Annotated in this window: 14 protein-coding genes and 1 pseudogene; 12 read left to right on the top strand and 3 right to left on the bottom strand. The window is 72.1% G+C overall.

Annotated elements, in window-relative coordinates:
• Nucleotides 1-57: 57 nt before the first annotated feature.
• The gene (locus IH26_RS0121860) at nucleotides 58-1,530 is read right to left on the bottom strand and encodes a PucR family transcriptional regulator (RefSeq protein WP_030438089.1); all 1,473 of its coding nucleotides are present in this window, start codon (nucleotides 1,528-1,530) and stop codon (nucleotides 58-60) included.
• An 82-nt stretch (nucleotides 1,531-1,612) separates the two neighbouring features.
• On the opposite strand from IH26_RS0121860, the gene gabT reads away from it, so the two are divergent.
• Nucleotides 1,613-2,935 (top strand): 4-aminobutyrate--2-oxoglutarate transaminase, encoded by a 1,323-nt coding sequence (gabT, locus tag IH26_RS0121865; RefSeq protein ID WP_030438090.1) that lies wholly within the window; start codon nucleotides 1,613-1,615, stop codon nucleotides 2,933-2,935.
• Nucleotides 2,936-3,148: 213 nt separating this feature from the next.
• Here gabT and IH26_RS64555 read toward each other — a convergent pair.
• Nucleotides 3,149-3,565: pseudogene (locus IH26_RS64555) on the bottom strand (sensor histidine kinase); the annotation flags it as partial.
• On the opposite strand from IH26_RS64555, the gene IH26_RS62180 reads away from it, so the two are divergent.
• A complete protein-coding gene (locus IH26_RS62180) occupies nucleotides 3,453-4,001 on the top strand; it encodes an efflux RND transporter periplasmic adaptor subunit (RefSeq protein ID WP_051808380.1) in 549 nt (182 codons plus the stop codon). The pseudogene IH26_RS64555 and the gene IH26_RS62180 sit on opposite strands and share 113 nt — an antisense overlap.
• Nucleotides 3,998-4,990, top strand: coding sequence for an ABC transporter permease (locus IH26_RS53800; RefSeq protein ID WP_051808381.1), 993 nt, complete (start codon nucleotides 3,998-4,000; stop codon nucleotides 4,988-4,990). Before IH26_RS62180 ends, IH26_RS53800 begins: the two co-directional genes overlap by 4 nt.
• A 21-nt stretch (nucleotides 4,991-5,011) precedes the next feature.
• Here the strand turns inward: IH26_RS53800 and IH26_RS0121885 are convergent, their stop codons facing one another.
• Nucleotides 5,012-6,145: an aromatic ring-hydroxylating oxygenase subunit alpha gene (locus IH26_RS0121885; RefSeq protein WP_030438093.1), complete on the bottom strand. Its 1,134-nt coding sequence runs from the start codon at nucleotides 6,143-6,145 to the stop codon at nucleotides 5,012-5,014.
• 182 nt (nucleotides 6,146-6,327) lie between these two features.
• Here IH26_RS0121885 and IH26_RS0121890 point away from each other — a divergent pair, with 182 nt between their 5' ends.
• The 9 genes from IH26_RS0121890 to IH26_RS0121930 all read left to right on the top strand — a co-directional run bounded on the left by IH26_RS0121890 (nucleotide 6,328) and on the right by IH26_RS0121930 (nucleotide 17,410).
• Nucleotides 6,328-6,627: a hypothetical protein gene (locus IH26_RS0121890; RefSeq protein WP_157437314.1), complete on the top strand. Its 300-nt coding sequence runs from the start codon at nucleotides 6,328-6,330 to the stop codon at nucleotides 6,625-6,627.
• A gap of 146 nt (nucleotides 6,628-6,773) precedes the next feature.
• The gene (gene pstC, locus IH26_RS0121895; RefSeq protein ID WP_030438095.1) at nucleotides 6,774-7,763 is read left to right on the top strand and encodes a phosphate ABC transporter permease subunit PstC; all 990 of its coding nucleotides are present in this window, start codon (nucleotides 6,774-6,776) and stop codon (nucleotides 7,761-7,763) included.
• Nucleotides 7,763-8,980 carry a phosphate ABC transporter permease PstA gene (pstA, locus tag IH26_RS0121900; protein ID WP_084598990.1) on the top strand — a complete coding sequence of 406 codons (1,218 nt, stop codon included), beginning with the start codon at nucleotides 7,763-7,765 and terminating at the stop codon, nucleotides 8,978-8,980. Before pstC ends, pstA begins: the two co-directional genes overlap by 1 nt.
• A gap of 2 nt (nucleotides 8,981-8,982) precedes the next feature.
• Complete coding sequence (pstS, locus tag IH26_RS0121905; RefSeq protein ID WP_030438097.1) at nucleotides 8,983-10,593, top strand: phosphate ABC transporter substrate-binding protein PstS; 1,611 nt, start codon at nucleotides 8,983-8,985, stop codon at nucleotides 10,591-10,593.
• Nucleotides 10,590-12,968, top strand: a complete 2,379-nt coding sequence (locus IH26_RS0121910; protein WP_030438098.1) for a hypothetical protein — start codon at nucleotides 10,590-10,592, stop codon at nucleotides 12,966-12,968. The genes pstS and IH26_RS0121910 overlap by 4 nt, the downstream gene beginning before the upstream one ends.
• A gap of 125 nt (nucleotides 12,969-13,093) precedes the next feature.
• Nucleotides 13,094-14,074, top strand: coding sequence for a hypothetical protein (locus tag IH26_RS0121915; protein WP_030438099.1), 981 nt, complete (start codon nucleotides 13,094-13,096; stop codon nucleotides 14,072-14,074).
• 25 nt (nucleotides 14,075-14,099) lie between these two features.
• Nucleotides 14,100-15,680 (top strand): Ig-like domain-containing protein, encoded by a 1,581-nt coding sequence (locus IH26_RS0121920; protein ID WP_030438100.1) that lies wholly within the window; start codon nucleotides 14,100-14,102, stop codon nucleotides 15,678-15,680.
• A 70-nt stretch (nucleotides 15,681-15,750) separates the two neighbouring features.
• Nucleotides 15,751-16,752: a WxL protein peptidoglycan domain-containing protein gene (locus IH26_RS0121925; protein ID WP_051808382.1), complete on the top strand. Its 1,002-nt coding sequence runs from the start codon at nucleotides 15,751-15,753 to the stop codon at nucleotides 16,750-16,752.
• Complete coding sequence (locus tag IH26_RS0121930) at nucleotides 16,739-17,410, top strand: hypothetical protein (protein ID WP_157437316.1); 672 nt, start codon at nucleotides 16,739-16,741, stop codon at nucleotides 17,408-17,410. Before IH26_RS0121925 ends, IH26_RS0121930 begins: the two co-directional genes overlap by 14 nt.
• Nucleotides 17,411-17,422: the final 12 nt, after the last annotated feature.

Genomic DNA, 17,422 nt, shown 5'->3' on the forward strand with positions numbered 1-17,422 from the left:
GGATTCGGCGCGGCGCGAGTACCAAAAGCGCAGGTAACGCCGCGAGTAGTGCCAACTTTAAGACAGTTTGCGCGCGAGCAGGGCCAGCAACAGGGCGGCCCGGTCCTGGGCGGAGTCGAGGTCGAGGCCGGTCAGCTCGGCCACCCGGGCCATCCGGTGCCGCAGCGTGTGCCGGTGCACGCCGAGCGCCCGCGACGCCGTCTCCCACACCCCGTTGTGCTGCAGAAAGACGTCGAGCGACCGGCACAGCAGCGGCTGGTCGGCGAGCGGGGCGAGCAGGTCGTCGGCGAGGTGGCCGACCGCGCTGCGTACCGCCTCCTGGGCCAGCAGGGTGGGCAGCCGCTGGTCACCGAAGCGGGCCACCCGCCGGCGCGCCGCGCGCGCGCCGGTCGCGGCCTGCACCGCCGTCCGCAACGCCGCCGGCAGGCCGCCCGCGGTGGTGGCGCCGCTGACCCCGAGCGTGACGTCGGCCGCCCCGAGCGTCGCGAGCACGGCCGCCTCGTCCTCGGCGCGTACCACCACGACCACTCCGTCCGCCCGGGCCGCGAGCAGGTAGGGGCGGCCGGGCAGGCCCTCGAGGCAAGGCTCGACGTGCGGGCTCGCCGGCTGCGCCAGCACCACCACCAGCCGGTCGGCGGGGGCGAAGCCGAAGAAGCGCAGCGGCCGGCGCGCCACCTCGGCCGGCAGGTCGCCGTCGAGCAGCAGGCCGAGCACCGCCGAGCGCAGGCCGCGGTGCGCCTCGACCAGCTCGCGGGGGCGTTCCAGCTCCAGCGAGAGCAGCGACGCCGCGTGGGTGAGCAGCAGCTGCTCGGGGTGGTGCAGGTCGCGGTGGGTGGCGACGGCGAGCAGGCCCTGCCGGGTGCCGCCGACGCCGAGCGACTGGACCATCAGGTGCTCGTCGCCGGCCGAGACGCTGAGCCCGAGCGGGGTGCCGGAGCGGGCCTCGGCGCCCAGCTCGGCGGTGGCCCGGCCGAGGAGGCCGGCGCCGTCGCCGGGGGAGGCGGCCAGGATCAGGTGGTGCGCGTCGGTCACCACCACCTCGGCGTCCAGGGCCCGGGCGAGGCTGCGCACGATGCCGGCCACCCCGGCGTTCAGCGCGGCCCGGGCCATCCGCTGCTGGTGTTCGAGCGTACGGCGGACGGCGGCGCCCGCCTGCCGGGCGAGCAGGCCGGCGACGGCCTCGCTGATCGCCAGGAACGGGGTGGGCAGCGGCACCTCGACCAGCAGCAGGCCGCGGGCCGTGCACTGGCGGGCGACCGCCGGCGGGATGCGGTCGTGACCCAGCCCGACGCCGAAGCCGAGGCCGGTGACGTGCGCGTCGGCGAGCCGGTCGACGTACTGCCGCTGGCCGGCGGCCGACCGCGGCAGCCGCAGCCCGATGGTCAGCACCAGCTCGCCGCCGGCCAGCCAGGGCGCCGGGTCGAGCAGCTCGGCCGAGTGCGCCCAGCGGATCGTCGCGGCGGGGTCGCCGGTCACCAGGCGCAGCCCGAGGGCCGGCATGGCGAGCAACTCCGCGGCGGTAACCGGCATGGACGGATTGTAGTGTCCGGTGGGCTGGGATTCGACATTCCGGCAGGTCGGGGTCGACAGCCGACGAACCTAGCATGACTCCATGACGGATATCGAGCAGCGGCGCATCCTGCACACCGAGATCCCCGGGCCGCTCTCCCGGGAGCGGCACGCCCGGCGGCAGCGGGAGGTGCCGTCCGGCTTCGGCGTCACGCTGCCGATCTTCGTCGAGCGGGCCGGCGGCGGCATCGTCGTCGACGTCGACGGCAACCACCTGGTCGACCTGGGCTGCGGGATCGCGGTGACCAGCGTGGGCGCGTCCGACCCGGGGGTGGTCGAGCGGGTCCGCGAGCAGGCCGGGAGGTTCACCCATACGTGCTTCATGGTCACCGAGTACGACGGGTTCGTCGAGGTGGCGGCGGCCCTCAACCGGCTCACCCCCGGCGACCACGAGAAGCGGACGGCGCTGTTCACCACGGGGGCCGAGGCGGTGGAGAACGCCGTCAAGATCTCCCGGGCGTACACCGGGCGGCCCGCGGTGGTGGTCTTCGATCACGCCTACCACGGGCGTACGTCGCTGACCATGGCGATGACCGCGAAGCAGATGCCGTACAAGCACTCGTTCGGCCCGTTCTCGCCGGAGATCTACCGGGTGCCGACCGCCGACCCGTTCCGCGGCGCGCCCGCCGAGGAGGCGTACGCCCGGTTCGCGGACGTGCTGCGGACCCAGATCGGGGTGGACCGGGTCGCCGCCGTGGTGGCCGAGCCGATCGCCGGCGAGGGCGGTTTCGTCGTGCCGGCCGAGGGCTTCCTGCCGCGGGTGGCCGAGTTCTGCCGGGCGAACGGGATCGTCTTCGTGGCCGACGAGGTGCAGACCGGGCTGGCCCGGACCGGCAGGATGTTCGCGGTCGAGCACGAGGGCATCGTCCCCGACCTGGTCTGCACGGCGAAGGCGCTCGGCGGCGGGCTGCCGCTCTCCGCGGTGACCGGCCGCGCCGAGATCATGGACTCCGTGCACGTGGGCGGGCTGGGCGGCACGTACGCCGGAAACCCGATCGCCTGCGCGGCCGCGCTCGGCGCGCTGGAGTCGATCGAGCGGCAGGACCTGGCCGGCCGGGCCGCCGAGATCGGCGCGCGGGTGCTACCGAGGCTGCGCGAGCTCGCCGGATCGGTCCCGGCGGTCGGCGACGTCCGCGGCCGGGGCGCGATGCTGGCCCTGGAGTTCGTGGAGCCCGGCGGCAAGACACCGTCGCCGACCACGGCCGCGGCGGTGGCCAAGTACTGCCACGAGCGCGGCGTGCTGGTGCTGACCTGCGGCACCTACTCGAACGTGGTCCGGCTGCTGCCGCCGCTGGTGATCGACTTCGAGCTGCTCGACGACGCGGTCGACGTGCTGGCCGAGGCCGTCCGCAAGGTGGCGGGCTGAGCCCGTACGACCGGGGTGTCGCCGAAGGTGACCTCGACGTGCAGGCCGCCGGCCGGGCCGGGGCGTGCCTCGACAGTCGCGTCGTGGGCGGCGGCGATGGCTCGCACGATGGACAGGCCGAGGCCGTGGTGCCCGGCCCGGCCCCGCCGTGCGGTCCAGCCGCTGGAACGGCTCGAACAGGTCGTCGACCCGGTCGGGCGGGATCGGCTCGCCGGTGTTGGCGACGGTGAGTACGGCTCGGCCGTCGCGCACGCCGGTGGTCACCGTCACCGAGCCGTTCGGCACGTTGTACGCCAGCGCGTTGTCCACCAGGTTGGCCACCAACCGCTCGACCAGGGCCGGATCGCCGCTGGTCCACGCCGTTTCGATGCTTGCCGCCAGGCGTACGCCCGCAAGCGGAGCGCCCACCCGGTAAGCCGCCACCGTCCGGCCGGCGATCTCGGAGAGATCGACGTGTTCGTGCCGGGCCAGGCCGCGCTTGCTGCCGCGCCTGTCTGATTTATCGGATAAATCGTCGTTGAGCCTCGCCGATGCGGTCGTCCTCCCCGGGCCGGTCCGGATCTCCACCCGCACCGCGCAACTCGGCGGCCGGGCCGCGCCCGGCAGCCCGTTCGGGACCGCCGAGACCACCCGCCGAGAGGTCGTAGTGCAGCTCAACGCGTCACAGCAGGCCCAGGTCAAGGTCGGCAACAAGGCGCAGATCACGCTGCCGGACAACCGGGTCACCGGCGGCCGGATCAGCCGGATCGGCACGGTCGCCACCCAGGGCAAGGACGGCAGCGCGACCGTCCCGGTCTACCTGAGCCTGGACAAGCCGGCGGACGCCGGGACGCTCGGCGCCGCGCCGGTCCGGGTGCAGATCACCACGGCCGGGGTGAAGAACGCGCTGATCGTGCCGGTGACCTCGCTGATCGGGGCGGGCGCCGGATACGCGGTCGAGCGGGTCGGGGCCGGCGGGCGGGAGACCGTGCCGGTAAAGCTCGGCCTCTTCGACGACGCGGCCGGGATGGTGCAGGTGACCGGCGATCTCCGGGCCGGCGACCGAGTGGTAGTGCCGTCGACATGACCGAACCCGTTCTCGAGCTGGCCGAGGTGACCAAGGCGTACGGCGACGTGACCGTGCTGCACGGCATCGACCTGCGCGGCCATCGACGACGCGAAGGTCTACCGCAGCCCGCTGATCCCGGCGATCAGCACCAACGCGCTGACCGTACGGGCCGCGAGCCTCAACCTTCCGGCGGTGCGGCGACCGGCATCGCCCAGGGCCGCTGGCTCAACGAGGCGACCGCCACCCAGCCGGTGGCGGTGCTCGGCGCGGTCGCGGCGCAGCGGCTCGGCTTCGACCGGGTCACCCCCGGCCGGCGGGTCTGGCTCGGCGGCCAGTGGTTCTACGTGGCCGGTATTCTGCAGCCCGCGCTGCTCGCCACCGAGCTGGACAGCAGTGTCCTGATCGGATACCCGGCGGCCGAGCACTACCTGGACTACGTCGAGATCGAGCACGGCCGGGCGGTCGCCGGGCCGCCGAGCAAGCTGTACGTGCGGGCCGACACCGACCGGGTCGCGCAGGTGCAGGCGGTGCTGGCCCAGACGGCGAACCCGGAGTCGCCGAGCGAGGTCGACATCAGCCAGCCGTCCGACGCGCTGACCGCCCGGGCCGCGGCCGAGGGCGCGTTCGACAGCCTGTTCCTCGGGCTCGGCGTGGTGGCGCTGATCGTCGGCGCGGTCGGCGTCGCCAACATCATGATCATCTCGGTACTGGAGCGGCGCTCGGAGATCGGCCTGCGGCGGGCGCTGGGCGCGACCCGCCGGCAGGTCCGCGGGCAGTTCCTGGCCGAGGCGGTGCTGCTCACCGTGCTCGGCGGCGCGGCCGGGGTGGCCGCCGGGATCGTCGCCACCGTGGTCTACGCCCGCGGCAAGGGCTGGCAGGTGGTGGTGCCGGTGGAGGCGTGGGCCGGCGGGATCGCGGCCGCCGTCGTGATCGGTGCGATCGCCGGGCTGGTGCCGGCGCTGCGGGCCGCGCGGCTCTCGCCGACCGAGGCGTTGCGCACGGTTTGAGGTCCGCTCGGTGGACGACGCTCAGTAGACGCTGCCGGTCGCGTACGCGCGGCCGACCAGCGTCGTCCACCGGTACACCGCGTCCTCGTTCGGGGCGAGCGGGCCCGGCCGGAAGTGCGGGGAGCCGGCCCCGCGCTGGACCGACTCGCACGCCGCCCAGTCCTGCCGGTTGGTGAGGTCCCAGAAGTCCACCGCGTACGCCGGATCGGTGATCTCCTCGGGGAAGTACCACCGGCACTCGACCTCGGTCACGCCCGGCGACACCGGCCACAATCGGTGCGTCATCACGTAGTCGGGGTGGGCGGAGACCAGCAGGTTCGGGAAGAGCGCGACGTAGCGGACGGTACCTGGCGGGGCGCCGTCGATGAACACCCCGGCGCCGCGCCCGTCGACCGACATCGTCTCCGCGTGCTCCCGCAGGTCCATCGAGCCGCCCACCCACGCGCCCGGCAGATCCCAGTTGTTGCCCGAGTTCGGCGGGGAGACCCGGCACAGCTCGGGATGGATCTGCGGGCAGTGGTAGCACTCCTGGTAGTTCTCGACGATCACCTTCCAGTTGGCGGCCACCCGGTAGTCGTGCGCCGCGCGCAGCCGCAGTTCGGCCGGCCGGTACGGGCGCAGCAGCCCGTCCAGCTCGCCCAGATGCTCGGCGAACGGCGGCGCCTCGCCGGTCGCGTTGACGAACAGCCAGCCCTCCCACACCACCGCGGGCAGCTCGACCAGCCCGTGCGCGCCCGGGTCGAAGTCGCTCACCTCGCGCATCGCGGTGGCGGTGCTGAGCGTCCCGTCGAGGCGGTAGGCCCAGCCGTGGTACGGGCACACCACGGCGATCCGGTCGGCCGCCCCGCCCTCCGGCAGCAGTTCGTGCCCGCGATGCCGGCACACGTTGGCGAACGCCCGGACGGCGCTCTCGTGGAAGGTGAGCAGCACGCCGATGCCGCCCACCGAGAAGGCGCGCTGGCTCTGCTCGCGCCGGACCTCGTCGGCGCGGCCCAGGCAGGTCCAGGCGCCGGCGAACAGGTGGCGGAGCTCCCAGTCGAGAACTTTCTGGTCGGTGTAGGCGGCGGCGGGCAGCGTGCGGGACCGCCCGAACGGCCGCAACACGGCATCGAGAGAGTCGGCGTCGATCGGCGCGGCGGGGGTGTGCTGGGTCATGGGGCCAGTATCTCCAGCCCGTCGTTTCTTTAAAGCCCGCTGTTCATGCGCTGTGCGTCGGCTGTGTACGCAAAGCCGCCACGTTATAGGGCGCGCGATCCAAACGATCTTTTCCTCGAGGAGCGACCGGCCCCGTGGCTGCTGCGCGTTTTCGGATGCTCCGACACCGCTTGGACGGGTCGATGTCCTGGCGACTCCTCGCCACCAACAACCGTGACCTGGCCAGGGCCCCGATCGCCTATGCCGACCCCGATTCCTGCCGTACGGCGGTCCGCTGGCTCCAGCTCAACGTCGCCGACCTGCGGATCACCATCGTGCGCGCCGGCCCGTCCTCCTGGTCCTGGCGCATCCTGGCCGGCGACGTGGTGGTGGCGCTGTCGAGCCGCGACTATCAGCGCCGCATCCAGGCCGATCAGGCTGCAACGATAGCCCTCGATCTGATCCCGGCCGCCGAACTCGTCGACCTCGATCCCCGCCGGTGAGCGTTGCGGGCCGTCTCGCCCGTTACGGCGCCAAACCATGGGCGGCATTCGTCCGTCGTTCACATAACCCCGGCCTTACGTAAAGCCAACATCGTTTCGCTGAGCGCGCACGGTGTTACTTAAGAGTCACGTAAGGCGGGACAGGTATGACGAGCGCGCCGCTCGAGCAGCGACGCCGGCTCCGGCCGTCCGGCGGGCAGGATCGGGTGTTCCGCATCATCCTGCGCTGTGCCGGCGCGGCCGTGCTGGTGCTGATGGTGCTGGTCGGCGCCTTCCTGTTCAGCAAGGCGATCGGGGCGCTGCGGATCGCCGGCTGGTCGTTCCTGACCACCGAGGAGTGGGAGCCCGACTCCCACCATTTCGGCATCGCCGCCGTGCTCACCGGCACGATCCTGATCGCCGGCGTGGCGATCAGCATCGCCGTCCCGCTGGCCACCGGCATGGCCCTGTACGTCTCCGAGTACGCCCCGGCCCGCGTGCGCCGGCTGCTGATCAACATGGTCGACCTGATGGCGGCCGTCCCGAGCGTCGTCTACGGACTGTGGGGCTTCGCCTTCCTGCAGGGCAACGTGATCGGCCTGGCCCGCTGGCTGTCCACCTACTTCGCCTGGTTCCCGCTGTTCAAGGTGACCGGCTCCGACCCGCGCGACCCGCTGGCCACCGAGACGGTCTACACCTCATCGACGTTCATCGCCGGCATGGTGGTGGCGCTGATGGTGACCCCGGTGATCTGCTCGATCATGCGGGAGGCGTTCTCCCAGGCCCCGATCGGCGAGCGGGAGGGTGCGTACGCGCTGGGCGCCACCCGCTGGGGCATGATCCGCTCGGTGGTCATCCCGTTCGGCCGGGGCGGCATGATCGGCGGCACGATGCTCGGCCTGGGCCGGGCGCTCGGCGAGACCATCGCGGTCTACCTGATCATCTCGCCGGTCTTCGTGATCCAGCCGCACGTGCTGCAGAACGGCGCCAACTCGGTCTCCGCGCTGATCGCCCTGCGGTACGGCGAGTCCGGCCCGGTCGCCCTCTCCGCGCTGATGGCCGCCGGCGTCGCGCTGTTCGTCCTCACCCTGATCGTGAACTTCGCGGCCGGCTCGATCGTGGCCCGCAGCCGCTCGGGCGCCGAGAGCGAGGCCTGATGACCACCGTTCCGCATCTGGTGCCTGGGGTTCAGCCGGAACCGAGCGAGCCGGAGGAGCGCCGGGTCACCGCGACCGTCTCCGGCGCCGACGTCACGGTCGCGCTGGGCGCCCTGATCGCCGGGATCAGCGCCACCGCGTTGATCTACTACTGGCTGGCCCCGTTCTCCGGCTTGCTCGGCTTCGTGGTCGTCTCGTTCGTCATGTTCCTGGTCTTCTACGCCGCGCTGGTCTGGCTGGACGCCGACGGCCCGGCGGTCCGCGACCGGCTGGTCGGCGCGGTCGTGCACGGGCTGGCCGCGCTGCTGCTCCTGGCCCTGGTCTGCGTCGTGAGCTTCACGGTGTGGAAGGGCTACCGGGCGCTGGTCCACTGGAACTTCTTCACCCAGGACCTGCAACTGGCCGGGCCGCTGCAGCCGCTGACCGTCGGCGGCGCGCTGCACGCGGTGGTCGGCACGCTCGAGCAGATCGGCCTCGCGCTGGTCATCACGGTGCCGCTGGGCCTGCTCTGCGCGCTGTTCCTCGCCGAGCTGCGCGGCGGCTTCACCCGCTTCGTGCGGACCGTGGTGGAGGCGATGACCGCGCTGCCGTCCATCGTGGCCGGTCTGTTCATCTACGCCGCCGTGCTGCTGATCCACGACGAGCAGCAGCGTCTCGGCCTGAACCTGCACTTCGACAAGTCCGGCCTCGCGGCGTCGCTGGCGATCACCGTGATGATGCTGCCGATCATGATCCGGGCCGCCGACGTGGTGCTGCGCCTGGTGCCGGGCAACCTCAAGGAGGCGTCGCTCGCGCTGGGCGCCAGCCGCTGGAAGACGGTACGCACGGTGGTGCTGCCGACCGCCCGGCCCGGCCTGGCCACCGCGATCATCCTGGCCACCGCGCGCGGCGTCGGGGAGACCTCGCCGGTGCTGCTGACCGCCGGGTACACGGCGGCGCTGAACGCCGACCCGTTCCACGGGCCACAGGTGTCGCTGCCGCTGGCCACCTTCACCCTGATCAAGTCGCCGCAACCGAACGTGGTGGCCCGTGGCTTCGGCACCGCGGCGCTGCTGCTCGCGCTGGTCCTGATCCTGTTCCTCATCGCCCGGCTGGCCGGCGGTCGCGCCCCGCAGGATCTGTCGCCGCGGCAGCAGCGGGCGCGCGCCCGGCAGTCGGCCCGCGACGTGTCCCGCTTCGCCCGCCGTATGCGCACCACCAGAAAAGAGGAACAGTGACCATGCTCAGGCGCGTGTTCGCGGTGGCGGCAGCCGTGGCGCTCACGCTCTTGCTGACCGGCCAACTGCCGGCCGCGGCCGCGGCGTACGTCCCGATCAACGGCGCCGGCTCGACCTGGAGCCAGAATGCGATCCAGCAGTGGGCGTCCAACGTCCAGCAGTACGGCATGCGCATCGACTACGCCGGCACCGGCTCGACCGACGGCCGGAACCAGTTCGCCAGCGGCCTCACCGACTTCGGGGTCAGCGAGATCCCGTACGGCAAGGACGACAACGCGGGCTCCGAGGCGAAGCCGAAGTTCCCGTACGCGTACATGCCGATCGTCGCCGGCGGCACCGCGTTCATGTACAACCTGACGATCGGCAAGAACCGGGTGACCAACCTCCGGCTCTCCGGCGACACGCTCGTCAAGATCTTCACGAACGTGATCACCAAGTGGAACGACCCGGCGATCCTCCAGGACAACCCGGGGCTCGCGCTGCCGGCCCGGCAGATCGTCCCGGTGGTCCGGTCGGACGGCTCCGGCACCACGGCCCAGTTCTCCACCTGGATGGCCAGCCAGTACCCGGCGCTGTGGAACGCGTACTGCGCCAAGGCGGGCCGCAAGTCGCCGTGCGGGGTCACCTCGATCTACCCGCTGATCCCGGGCACGTCGACCACGGCCCAATCGAGCTCGACCGGCGTGGCCGGGTACGTCGCCCAGGACGCCAGCGTCGGCGCGATCACCTATGTCGAATACTCGTACGCGCTGAACCTGCACTTCCCGGTCGCGAAGATCCGCAACCACGCCGACTACTACATCGAGCCGACCGCCCAGTCGGTGGCGGTGGGGCTGCTGGCCGCGAAGATCAACCAGGACAAGTCCTCGCCCGACTACCTCACCCAGGATCTGCGCGGGGTCTACACCAACCCGGACCGGCGCACGTACCCGCTGTCCAGCTACAGCTACATGATCATTCCGGTGGACAAGGAGAACGACCGGTTCAAGGCGGCCAAGGGCAAGACGCTCGGCGACTTCTCCTACTACTTCCTCTGCGAGGGCCAGCAACAGGCGGACAGCCTCGGCTACTCGCCACTGCCGATCAACCTGGTGCAGGCCGGTCTCGAGCAGGTGCGCCGGATCCCGGGCGTGGACGCGAAGGCCATCGACATCAAGAAGTGCAACAACCCGACGTTCTCCACCGACGGGTCGAACACGCTGGCGAAGAACGCGCCCAATCCGCAGTCCTGTGACCACGTCGGCGCCACCCAGTGCACCGGCGGCACCGCGGGCGCGAAGGGCGACACCCCGACCACGGGCAACGGTGGCAAGAACAACACCCCCGGGGGTACGAAGACCGGGGCGAACCCGAGTGCATCGGCGACCGCCGCGGCCGGCACGACACCGGGCGGCGTGCCGAGCGCGGGCGCGGTGATCGACCCCGATACCGGGCAAGTCGTCGGGGGCGCCGGGGGCGGCGCGGACAGCGTCTCGGCCATCCCGGTCTCGCTCTCCAACCAGCTCGACCCCACGCTCAAGCTCGTCCTGATCATCGTCTCGTGCGCCCTGCTGCTCGGCCTCACGGTCGGCCCGCCGCTCGCCGCGCGCCTGCTGCGGGGTGGTCGGCGATGACCCGCAAATGGTCGGCGGCCCTGGTCGCCGTCGTGCTGGCCGCGCTCACCGCGCTGGTCTACCCGCAGTCCGCGGCGTCGGCCGACGACGACTCGTCCGTCACCGTCTCCGGCACCGGCGAGTTCGCCAACCTCAAGGTCACGGTCAGCCAGACCACGAACCTGATCAACCAGGTCGTGAACGTCACCTGGACCGGCGGCACACCCACCGTGGACACCAGCGTCTTCCGCGACTACCTGCAGATCATGCAGTGCTGGGGCGACCCGGCCACCGGCCCGGACCGTACGCAGTGCCAGTTCGGCGCCCTCTACACCGACAACCGCGGCGGCGGCTGGACCGGCAGCCGGCAGGTGACCTACGGCAACCTGTTCGGCGCCGGCTGGACCGACCCGAAGGAGACGATCAAGTCGACGAGCGGCGAGCCCGAGTACGTGCCGTTCGCGTCGGCCACCGGCAAGACGGTCCCGATCACCGGGCTCGGCGAGTTCTACGACGCCACCACCACCAACGAGATCCCGTACGGCCGGACCCTCGCGGACGGCACCGGCGAGGAGTTCTTCGAGGTGCAGACCGCCACCGAGGCGCCCGGCCTGGGCTGCGGCGAGGCGCTGGCCGACGGCAGCCCCCGGGAGTGCTTCCTGGTGGTCGTGCCGCGCGGCGACAAGGAGATCAACGGCAGCACCGGCGATGCCCGGCCGCACAACTGGCTGGACTCGTCGCCGCTGGAGATGACCAACTGGGCCAACCACATCACCATCCCGCTGAAGTTCCAGAAGATCGGCCAGCCCTGCCCGCTCGGCACGGCCGAGCAGCGCACGCTGGGCGCCGAGCCGATGACCGAGGCGATCCTGCGCTGGCAGCCGGCGCTGTGCGCGAACGGCGGGCGGGTGTTCGGCTACTCCCAGGTCACCGACGACCTGGCTCGGCTGAACCTGGCCGGCACCGCGCCCAACCTGGTCTTCCTGGACGAGCCCGCGACACCCGACCCGACCAGACCACAGGTGTACGCGCCGGTCGCCGTCTCCGGCCTGGCGATCGCCCTGAACATCGAGTGGCAGTCCGGCGTCGACGCGTCCGATCAGGACCGATTGCGCGAGGGCCGACGCGTCGGCAGCCTGAAGCTCACCCCGCGCCTGGTCGCCAAGCTGCTCACCCAGTCGTACCGGGCGGGTGCCGACATCTCCCGGGAGACGGTCAAGAACAACCCGATCTCGATCGGCTCGGACCCGGAGTTCACGAAGCTCAACCCGGACTTCACCAAGCAGCTGACCCTCGGGATCGGCGACATGCTGCTGCCCACCGGCCAGACCGACCTCGCCACCCGGCTGTGGAACTGGATCATGGCCGACCCGGACGGGAAGGCGTTCATGACCGGCAGCCCCGACCCGTGGGGCATGAAGGTCAATCCGGTCTACTCGGCGCAGACCTGGCCCAAGGACAACTTCCCGAAGAGCGACCTGTACTGCATCCAGCAGCGCGCGGACGACGGCCAGTTCCATCCGTACTGCACGCTCGACATGCACCCGTACGCCACCAACATGCACGACGCGGCGCGCTTCGACGCCCGCGGCGACACGCTCGTGCACAACGCCACCTCGCGGAACTCCAGCGGCGACGTGATCGGCTGGAAGAAGGGGCCGCCGCAGGCCCCGGGCAAGCGGGCGGTCCTGGCCGTCACCGACGTGGCGACCGCCGCGCGGTACGGCCTGCCGATGGCCCAGCTGCAGAACCACGCCGGGCAGTTCGTGGCGCCGACCACGGCCTCGCTGACCGCCGGGGTGGCCTCGATGACCTCGTCGAAGACCGTGCCGAACGTGCTGGAACCGAATCCGGCCAGCGCCAACCCCTCGGCGTACCCGCTGACCACCGTGGTGTACGCGGCCACCGTCCCGTCCGCGGTCAAGCAGGACGCCGGCGCCGACTACGCGAAGCTGCTCCGGTACGCCGCGAACGACGGCCAGACCCCGGGCGTCCAGCCGGGCACCCTGCCGTTCGGCTACGCCCCGCTCCCGGAGGCGCTGCGCGCGCTGACCCTGCGGGCCGCCGACACCATCGAGAAGACCGCGGGCCAGCCGGTCCCGGTCGTCACCACCCCGGCCCCGGCGCCGGCCGGCGGCGGCACCGCCACCGGCGTGCCGGCCAGCCCGAAGCCGACCAGGACCGGGCCGGCCGCCGGTGTCGCGCCGAGTCTCGCCGCGCAGGCGCCGACCCCGGCCGGCCACGGCTCGCCGGTGCCGGTCGCCCAGACCAATCCGACACCCGGGCACCCCGTCGGGAACCTGCGGTACGCCCTGATCGTCGCGCTGGCCGTCGGCCTGGTCGCGGCGTTCGTCGGGCCGATCTTCCTGCTGCGGGCCCGGAGAGGGGGTCGGTAAGTCCGACTGAAGACGTCTGTGGCCAGGAGTTGGCGCTCCTGGCCACAGCACCGGCAGCCGGCAGCTGCCGGGATCGCGGCCGGGCATCAGCCCGACGCGCATTCGCACAGAAAAGGATAGCCGCAGTGCAGAACAAACGGTTCCTGGCTGTGGTCGGGGTCGGGCTGGTGGGGGCACTCGCCTTCACGGCCTCCCCGGCGCAGGCCGACCCGAGCGGGTCGCCCACCTTCCGCACCCTCGCCGGCGTCGGCTCGGACACCACCGAGGGCGTCATGAACGGCCTGTCCAACGTCGTGACCATCGGCGGCACGAAGGTGATCGCGTCGTACGACGCGTTCGGCACCGCCCAGATCCAGACCAAGGACAACGCCGCCTGCGTCATCAACCGGCCCGCCGGTTCCGGTGCCGGCGTGACCGCCCTGGTCGCCTCGCTCGACGCCGCCAACGGCTGCCTCGACTTCGCCCGCTCGTCGAGCAACAACTCGGCGTCGTACCCGGGCAAGAACCTGACCTACATCCCGTTCGGGGTGGACGCGGTCACCTACGCCGTGCGCTCGGACAGCAGCATCTCCCGCACGCTGACCAAGGCGAACCTGACCACGATCTACAACTGCGGCGCCGGCGCCAACTACAAGCCGATGCTCCCGCAGTTCGGATCCGGCACGCGTTCCTTCTTCCTCAAGTCGCTCGGCTTCACCGACGCGGCCGACTTCACCTCGCAGGCGAACCACACCTGCATCGGGCAGACCGACGCTACCGGTAACCCGCTGCAGGAGAACAACGGCACGCTGATCACCGACCCGAAGCAGGTCGTGCCCTACTCGATCGCCCAGTACCTGTCGCAGACCACCGCGGTGGTCCCGGACGTGCACGGCAAGATCGTGCTCGCTCAGCTGGACGGCACCGCGCCGACCGTGCTGAACACCTCCTCGACGATGGTCCGCGACGTCTACAACGTCGTTCCGACCGCGAAGCTGACCGACTCGAACTACGCGAGCGTCTTCGTCGGCCCGACCTCCCAGGTCTGCGCCAACAGCAACACGATCAAGAAGTACGGCTTCGCGCCCCACGCGTCGTGTGGCGACACCACCCTCCGCACGCCGTAATCGACTCGAAGGCGAGTAGATAGCCATGCGTATCAAGTCTCGGATCGCGGTGGCCTCGGTGGCCACCGCGGCGACCGCGGCCGCCGTCCTCGGCGTCACCGGCGGCGCCGCGCTGGCCGCCCCGCCGGCCGGCACCCTCGGCACGCTCACCAACAACCCGGCCACCGGCACCGACCTGACCGCGCCGAAGGTGCACACCTCGGCCGGCTGCTCGACCGACTCGGACTCGTACCGGGCCGTGCTGACCGGCCCGGGCGCGTTCGCCCCCGGCGTGCAGGTCACCCAGCCGCAGTCGGTCAACTTCTCCACCACGGACCCGTTCGACGTCCAGGTCGAGAACAGCTTCAAGGACGTCGCCACGGACCTCGGTACCACGATCGTGGCCGGCGAGTACGACCTGACCGTCCAGTGCCTGGACGCGTTCTCGCAGGACGTGAAGGGCACCTTCACCGGCGCCTTCTACTTCACCTCGGCGACCGCGTACCAGTCCACCGACCCGAACGCGTCGACGCCGTCGAGCACCTCGCTCGACGTCACGCCGGCCGGCCCGGTCAACGTCGGTGACACCGTCACCCTGAAGGCGACCGTCGCCCCGGCGACGGCCACCGGCTCGGTGCAGTTCAAGGACGGCGCGAACAACCTGGGCAGCGCGGTGGCGGTCAGCGGCGGCGTCGCCTCGCTGGCGACCGCGGCGCTGGCCTCGGGCACGCACGCGATCACCGCGGTGTTCACCAGCACCTCGCCGGGGGTCAACGGCTCCGCCTCGGCCGCGACGAACCTGGTCGTGAACGCGGCGGCGGCCACCGCGACCACCACCGCGCTGGTCGTCAACCCGAGCGGCTCGGTCGAGAAGTTCTCGCCGATCACCCTCAGCGCCTCGGTCAGCCCGAGCGGTGCCGCGGGCAAGATCCAGTTCCTGGATGCCGGTGCGAACCTGGGCGCGGCCGTGACCGTGGCCAACGGCACCGCCACCCTCACCACCAGCAGCCTGGCCGAGGGTGACCACTCGCTGGCCGCCCGCTTCGTGCCGGCCGACTCGGGCGCGTACGCCGCCTCCGAGTCCCCGGCCGTGGCCGTGACCGTCACGCCGTTCAAGGGCGGCACCGCGTCGCAAACGATCTCCACCACCGTGGCGAGCGGCGCGCTGACGATCAGCGTCGGCAGCACCGACCCGGTCGTGCTCCCGGACCCGGCGCTCGCGTCGGACGCGTCCAAGCTGACCACCGCGGGCAACCTGAACTCGCTCACCGTGACCGACACCCGGGCCGGCAACCTCGGCTGGAACGTGTCCGGCCAGGTGTCCGACTTCTCCGACGGCAAGAGCCACTCGATCAACGCGGCCAACCTCGGTTGGACCCCGAAGGTCGTCGACAAGTCGCCGTCGCAGACCGTCACCGCCGGTGCGCAGGTCAACCCGGCCGATGCGATCGCGCCCGGCGCGGCCGCCCCGTCCGGCGTCGGCCTGGCCAGCAGCCGCACCCTCGCCGCCGCCGCGGCCGGCGCGGGCATGGGCACGGCGCACGTGAGCGCCTCGGTGGCCCTGCAGGCCCCGACCACCACGGTGGCGGGCACCTACTCGGCCACGCTCACCATCACCGCCATCTGATCCACCTGTTTTCGTGCGGGGCGGGTCACCGCCCGCCCCGCACACCCCCTTTGCTTGAAGGACGGTCCTCATGCGGCGAGCGATTGCTGCCACGGCACTGCTGGGTGTCCTGCTCGGTCTCGTCTCCGGGGCGCCCGCCACGGCCGCGCCCGGCGACGCCAACAGCGGCGGACGGGCGACCTTCGGCGTCCGCCCGACCGGCAGGAACGGCCCGGACGACCGGCCCACCTTCGCGTACGCGGCGACCCCCGGCGGCGTCTTCAGCGACCAGGTGGAGATCTCCAACGCCGGCACCAGGCCGCTCACCCTCAAGGTGTACGCGAGCGACGCCTTCACCCCGCGTACCGGCGGTTTCGACCTGCTCGCCGCCGGCCGGACCTCGGACGACGCCGGCACCTGGGTGTCGCTCTCCAAGTCCTCGGTGACGGTGCCCGCCCGCGCCCGGGTGGTCCTCCCGTTCACGCTGAAGGTCCCGACCGGCGCGACGCCCGGCGACCACAGCGCCGGCATCGTCGCCTCGCTCACCTCGATCGGCAACGACGCCAAGGGCAACAAGGTCGCCGTCGACCAGCGCGTGGGCGCCCGGGTCTACCTGCGGGTCAGCGGCGAGCTCACGCCGCGGCTCACGGTCGAGGGGCTGACCGCCACCTACCACCCGACCGCCAACCCGTTCGCCGGCGGCAGGACCACGCTGACCTACCGGGTGCGCAACACCGGCAACGTACGCCTGGGCGCACACCAGAAGGTCACGGTCGGCACGCTGTGGGGCTCGCACACGACCGCCGACGGCATCGCCGACGTCCCGGAGATCCTGCCCGGCGACGCGGTCGACATGATCGCCGTGGTGAAGACCGGCTTCCCGGCGTTCTGGCTGACCGGCTCGGTGACCGCCGACCCGATGGCCCAGGCCGGCGACGAGAAGCTGCCGCTCTACACGGTCAGCCGGGACCACGGCTACTGGGCCGTCTCGTGGGGGCTGCTCGCGGTCATCGGCGGGATCATGCTGCTGGCCGGCGCCTGGTGCGGCGCCCGTTACCTGCGCCGCCGCCGGGGTGCCGATGCGACCGCGTGACCTGATCCGCGCCGCCGGCCTGGCGACTGCCGCGCTGCTGCTCGCGACCCCCGTTCCGGCGGGCGCCACGCCGAGCGGCACGCTGAGCTTCTTCCCGTCGAACAGCATCGCCGAGGCGGCGATCAAGGCGCGTACCTCGGCCGGCTGCCCCAGCCAGGCGGACAGCTACCTGGCGGTGGCGAAGGGGCACGGCTTCCCGGCCGCCGGCCAGATCATCACCACGCCGACCGCGGCCGGGATGTCGCACACCGACCCCTTCGACGTCTACTTCGCCGAGACGATGAAGGATTTCGCGGCCGACAACCGCACCACGCTCCAGGGCCGGTACGACGTCGCCGTCTACTGTGTCGACTCCTTCCAGGGCACCAAGTTCGCGCAGTTCACCGGCGCCCTGACGTTCACCTCGCCGACCCGGTACAAGGCGTCCGGCCCGAACACGATGAGCTCGCCGCCGGCCGCGGCCCCGACCACGGCGCCGGCGGCGACCCAGGAGCAGCCCGAGACGGCCGTGCCGAGCGCCACCCGGCTCGTGTCCGCGCCCCAGGCCACGTCTCGCGGCGGGCTCCCGGTCGGCTGGATCGCCGCCGGGGGCGCCGCCGTCCTGCTGGCCTTCGAGACCGGGCGCCGCTTCGGCCGCCGGTCCGCCACCCACCACTGAGGAGGAACCGAC

The sequence above is a fragment of the Actinoplanes subtropicus genome (assembly GCF_000721705.1).
GTDB classification, from domain to species: domain Bacteria; phylum Actinomycetota; class Actinomycetes; order Mycobacteriales; family Micromonosporaceae; genus Actinoplanes; species Actinoplanes subtropicus.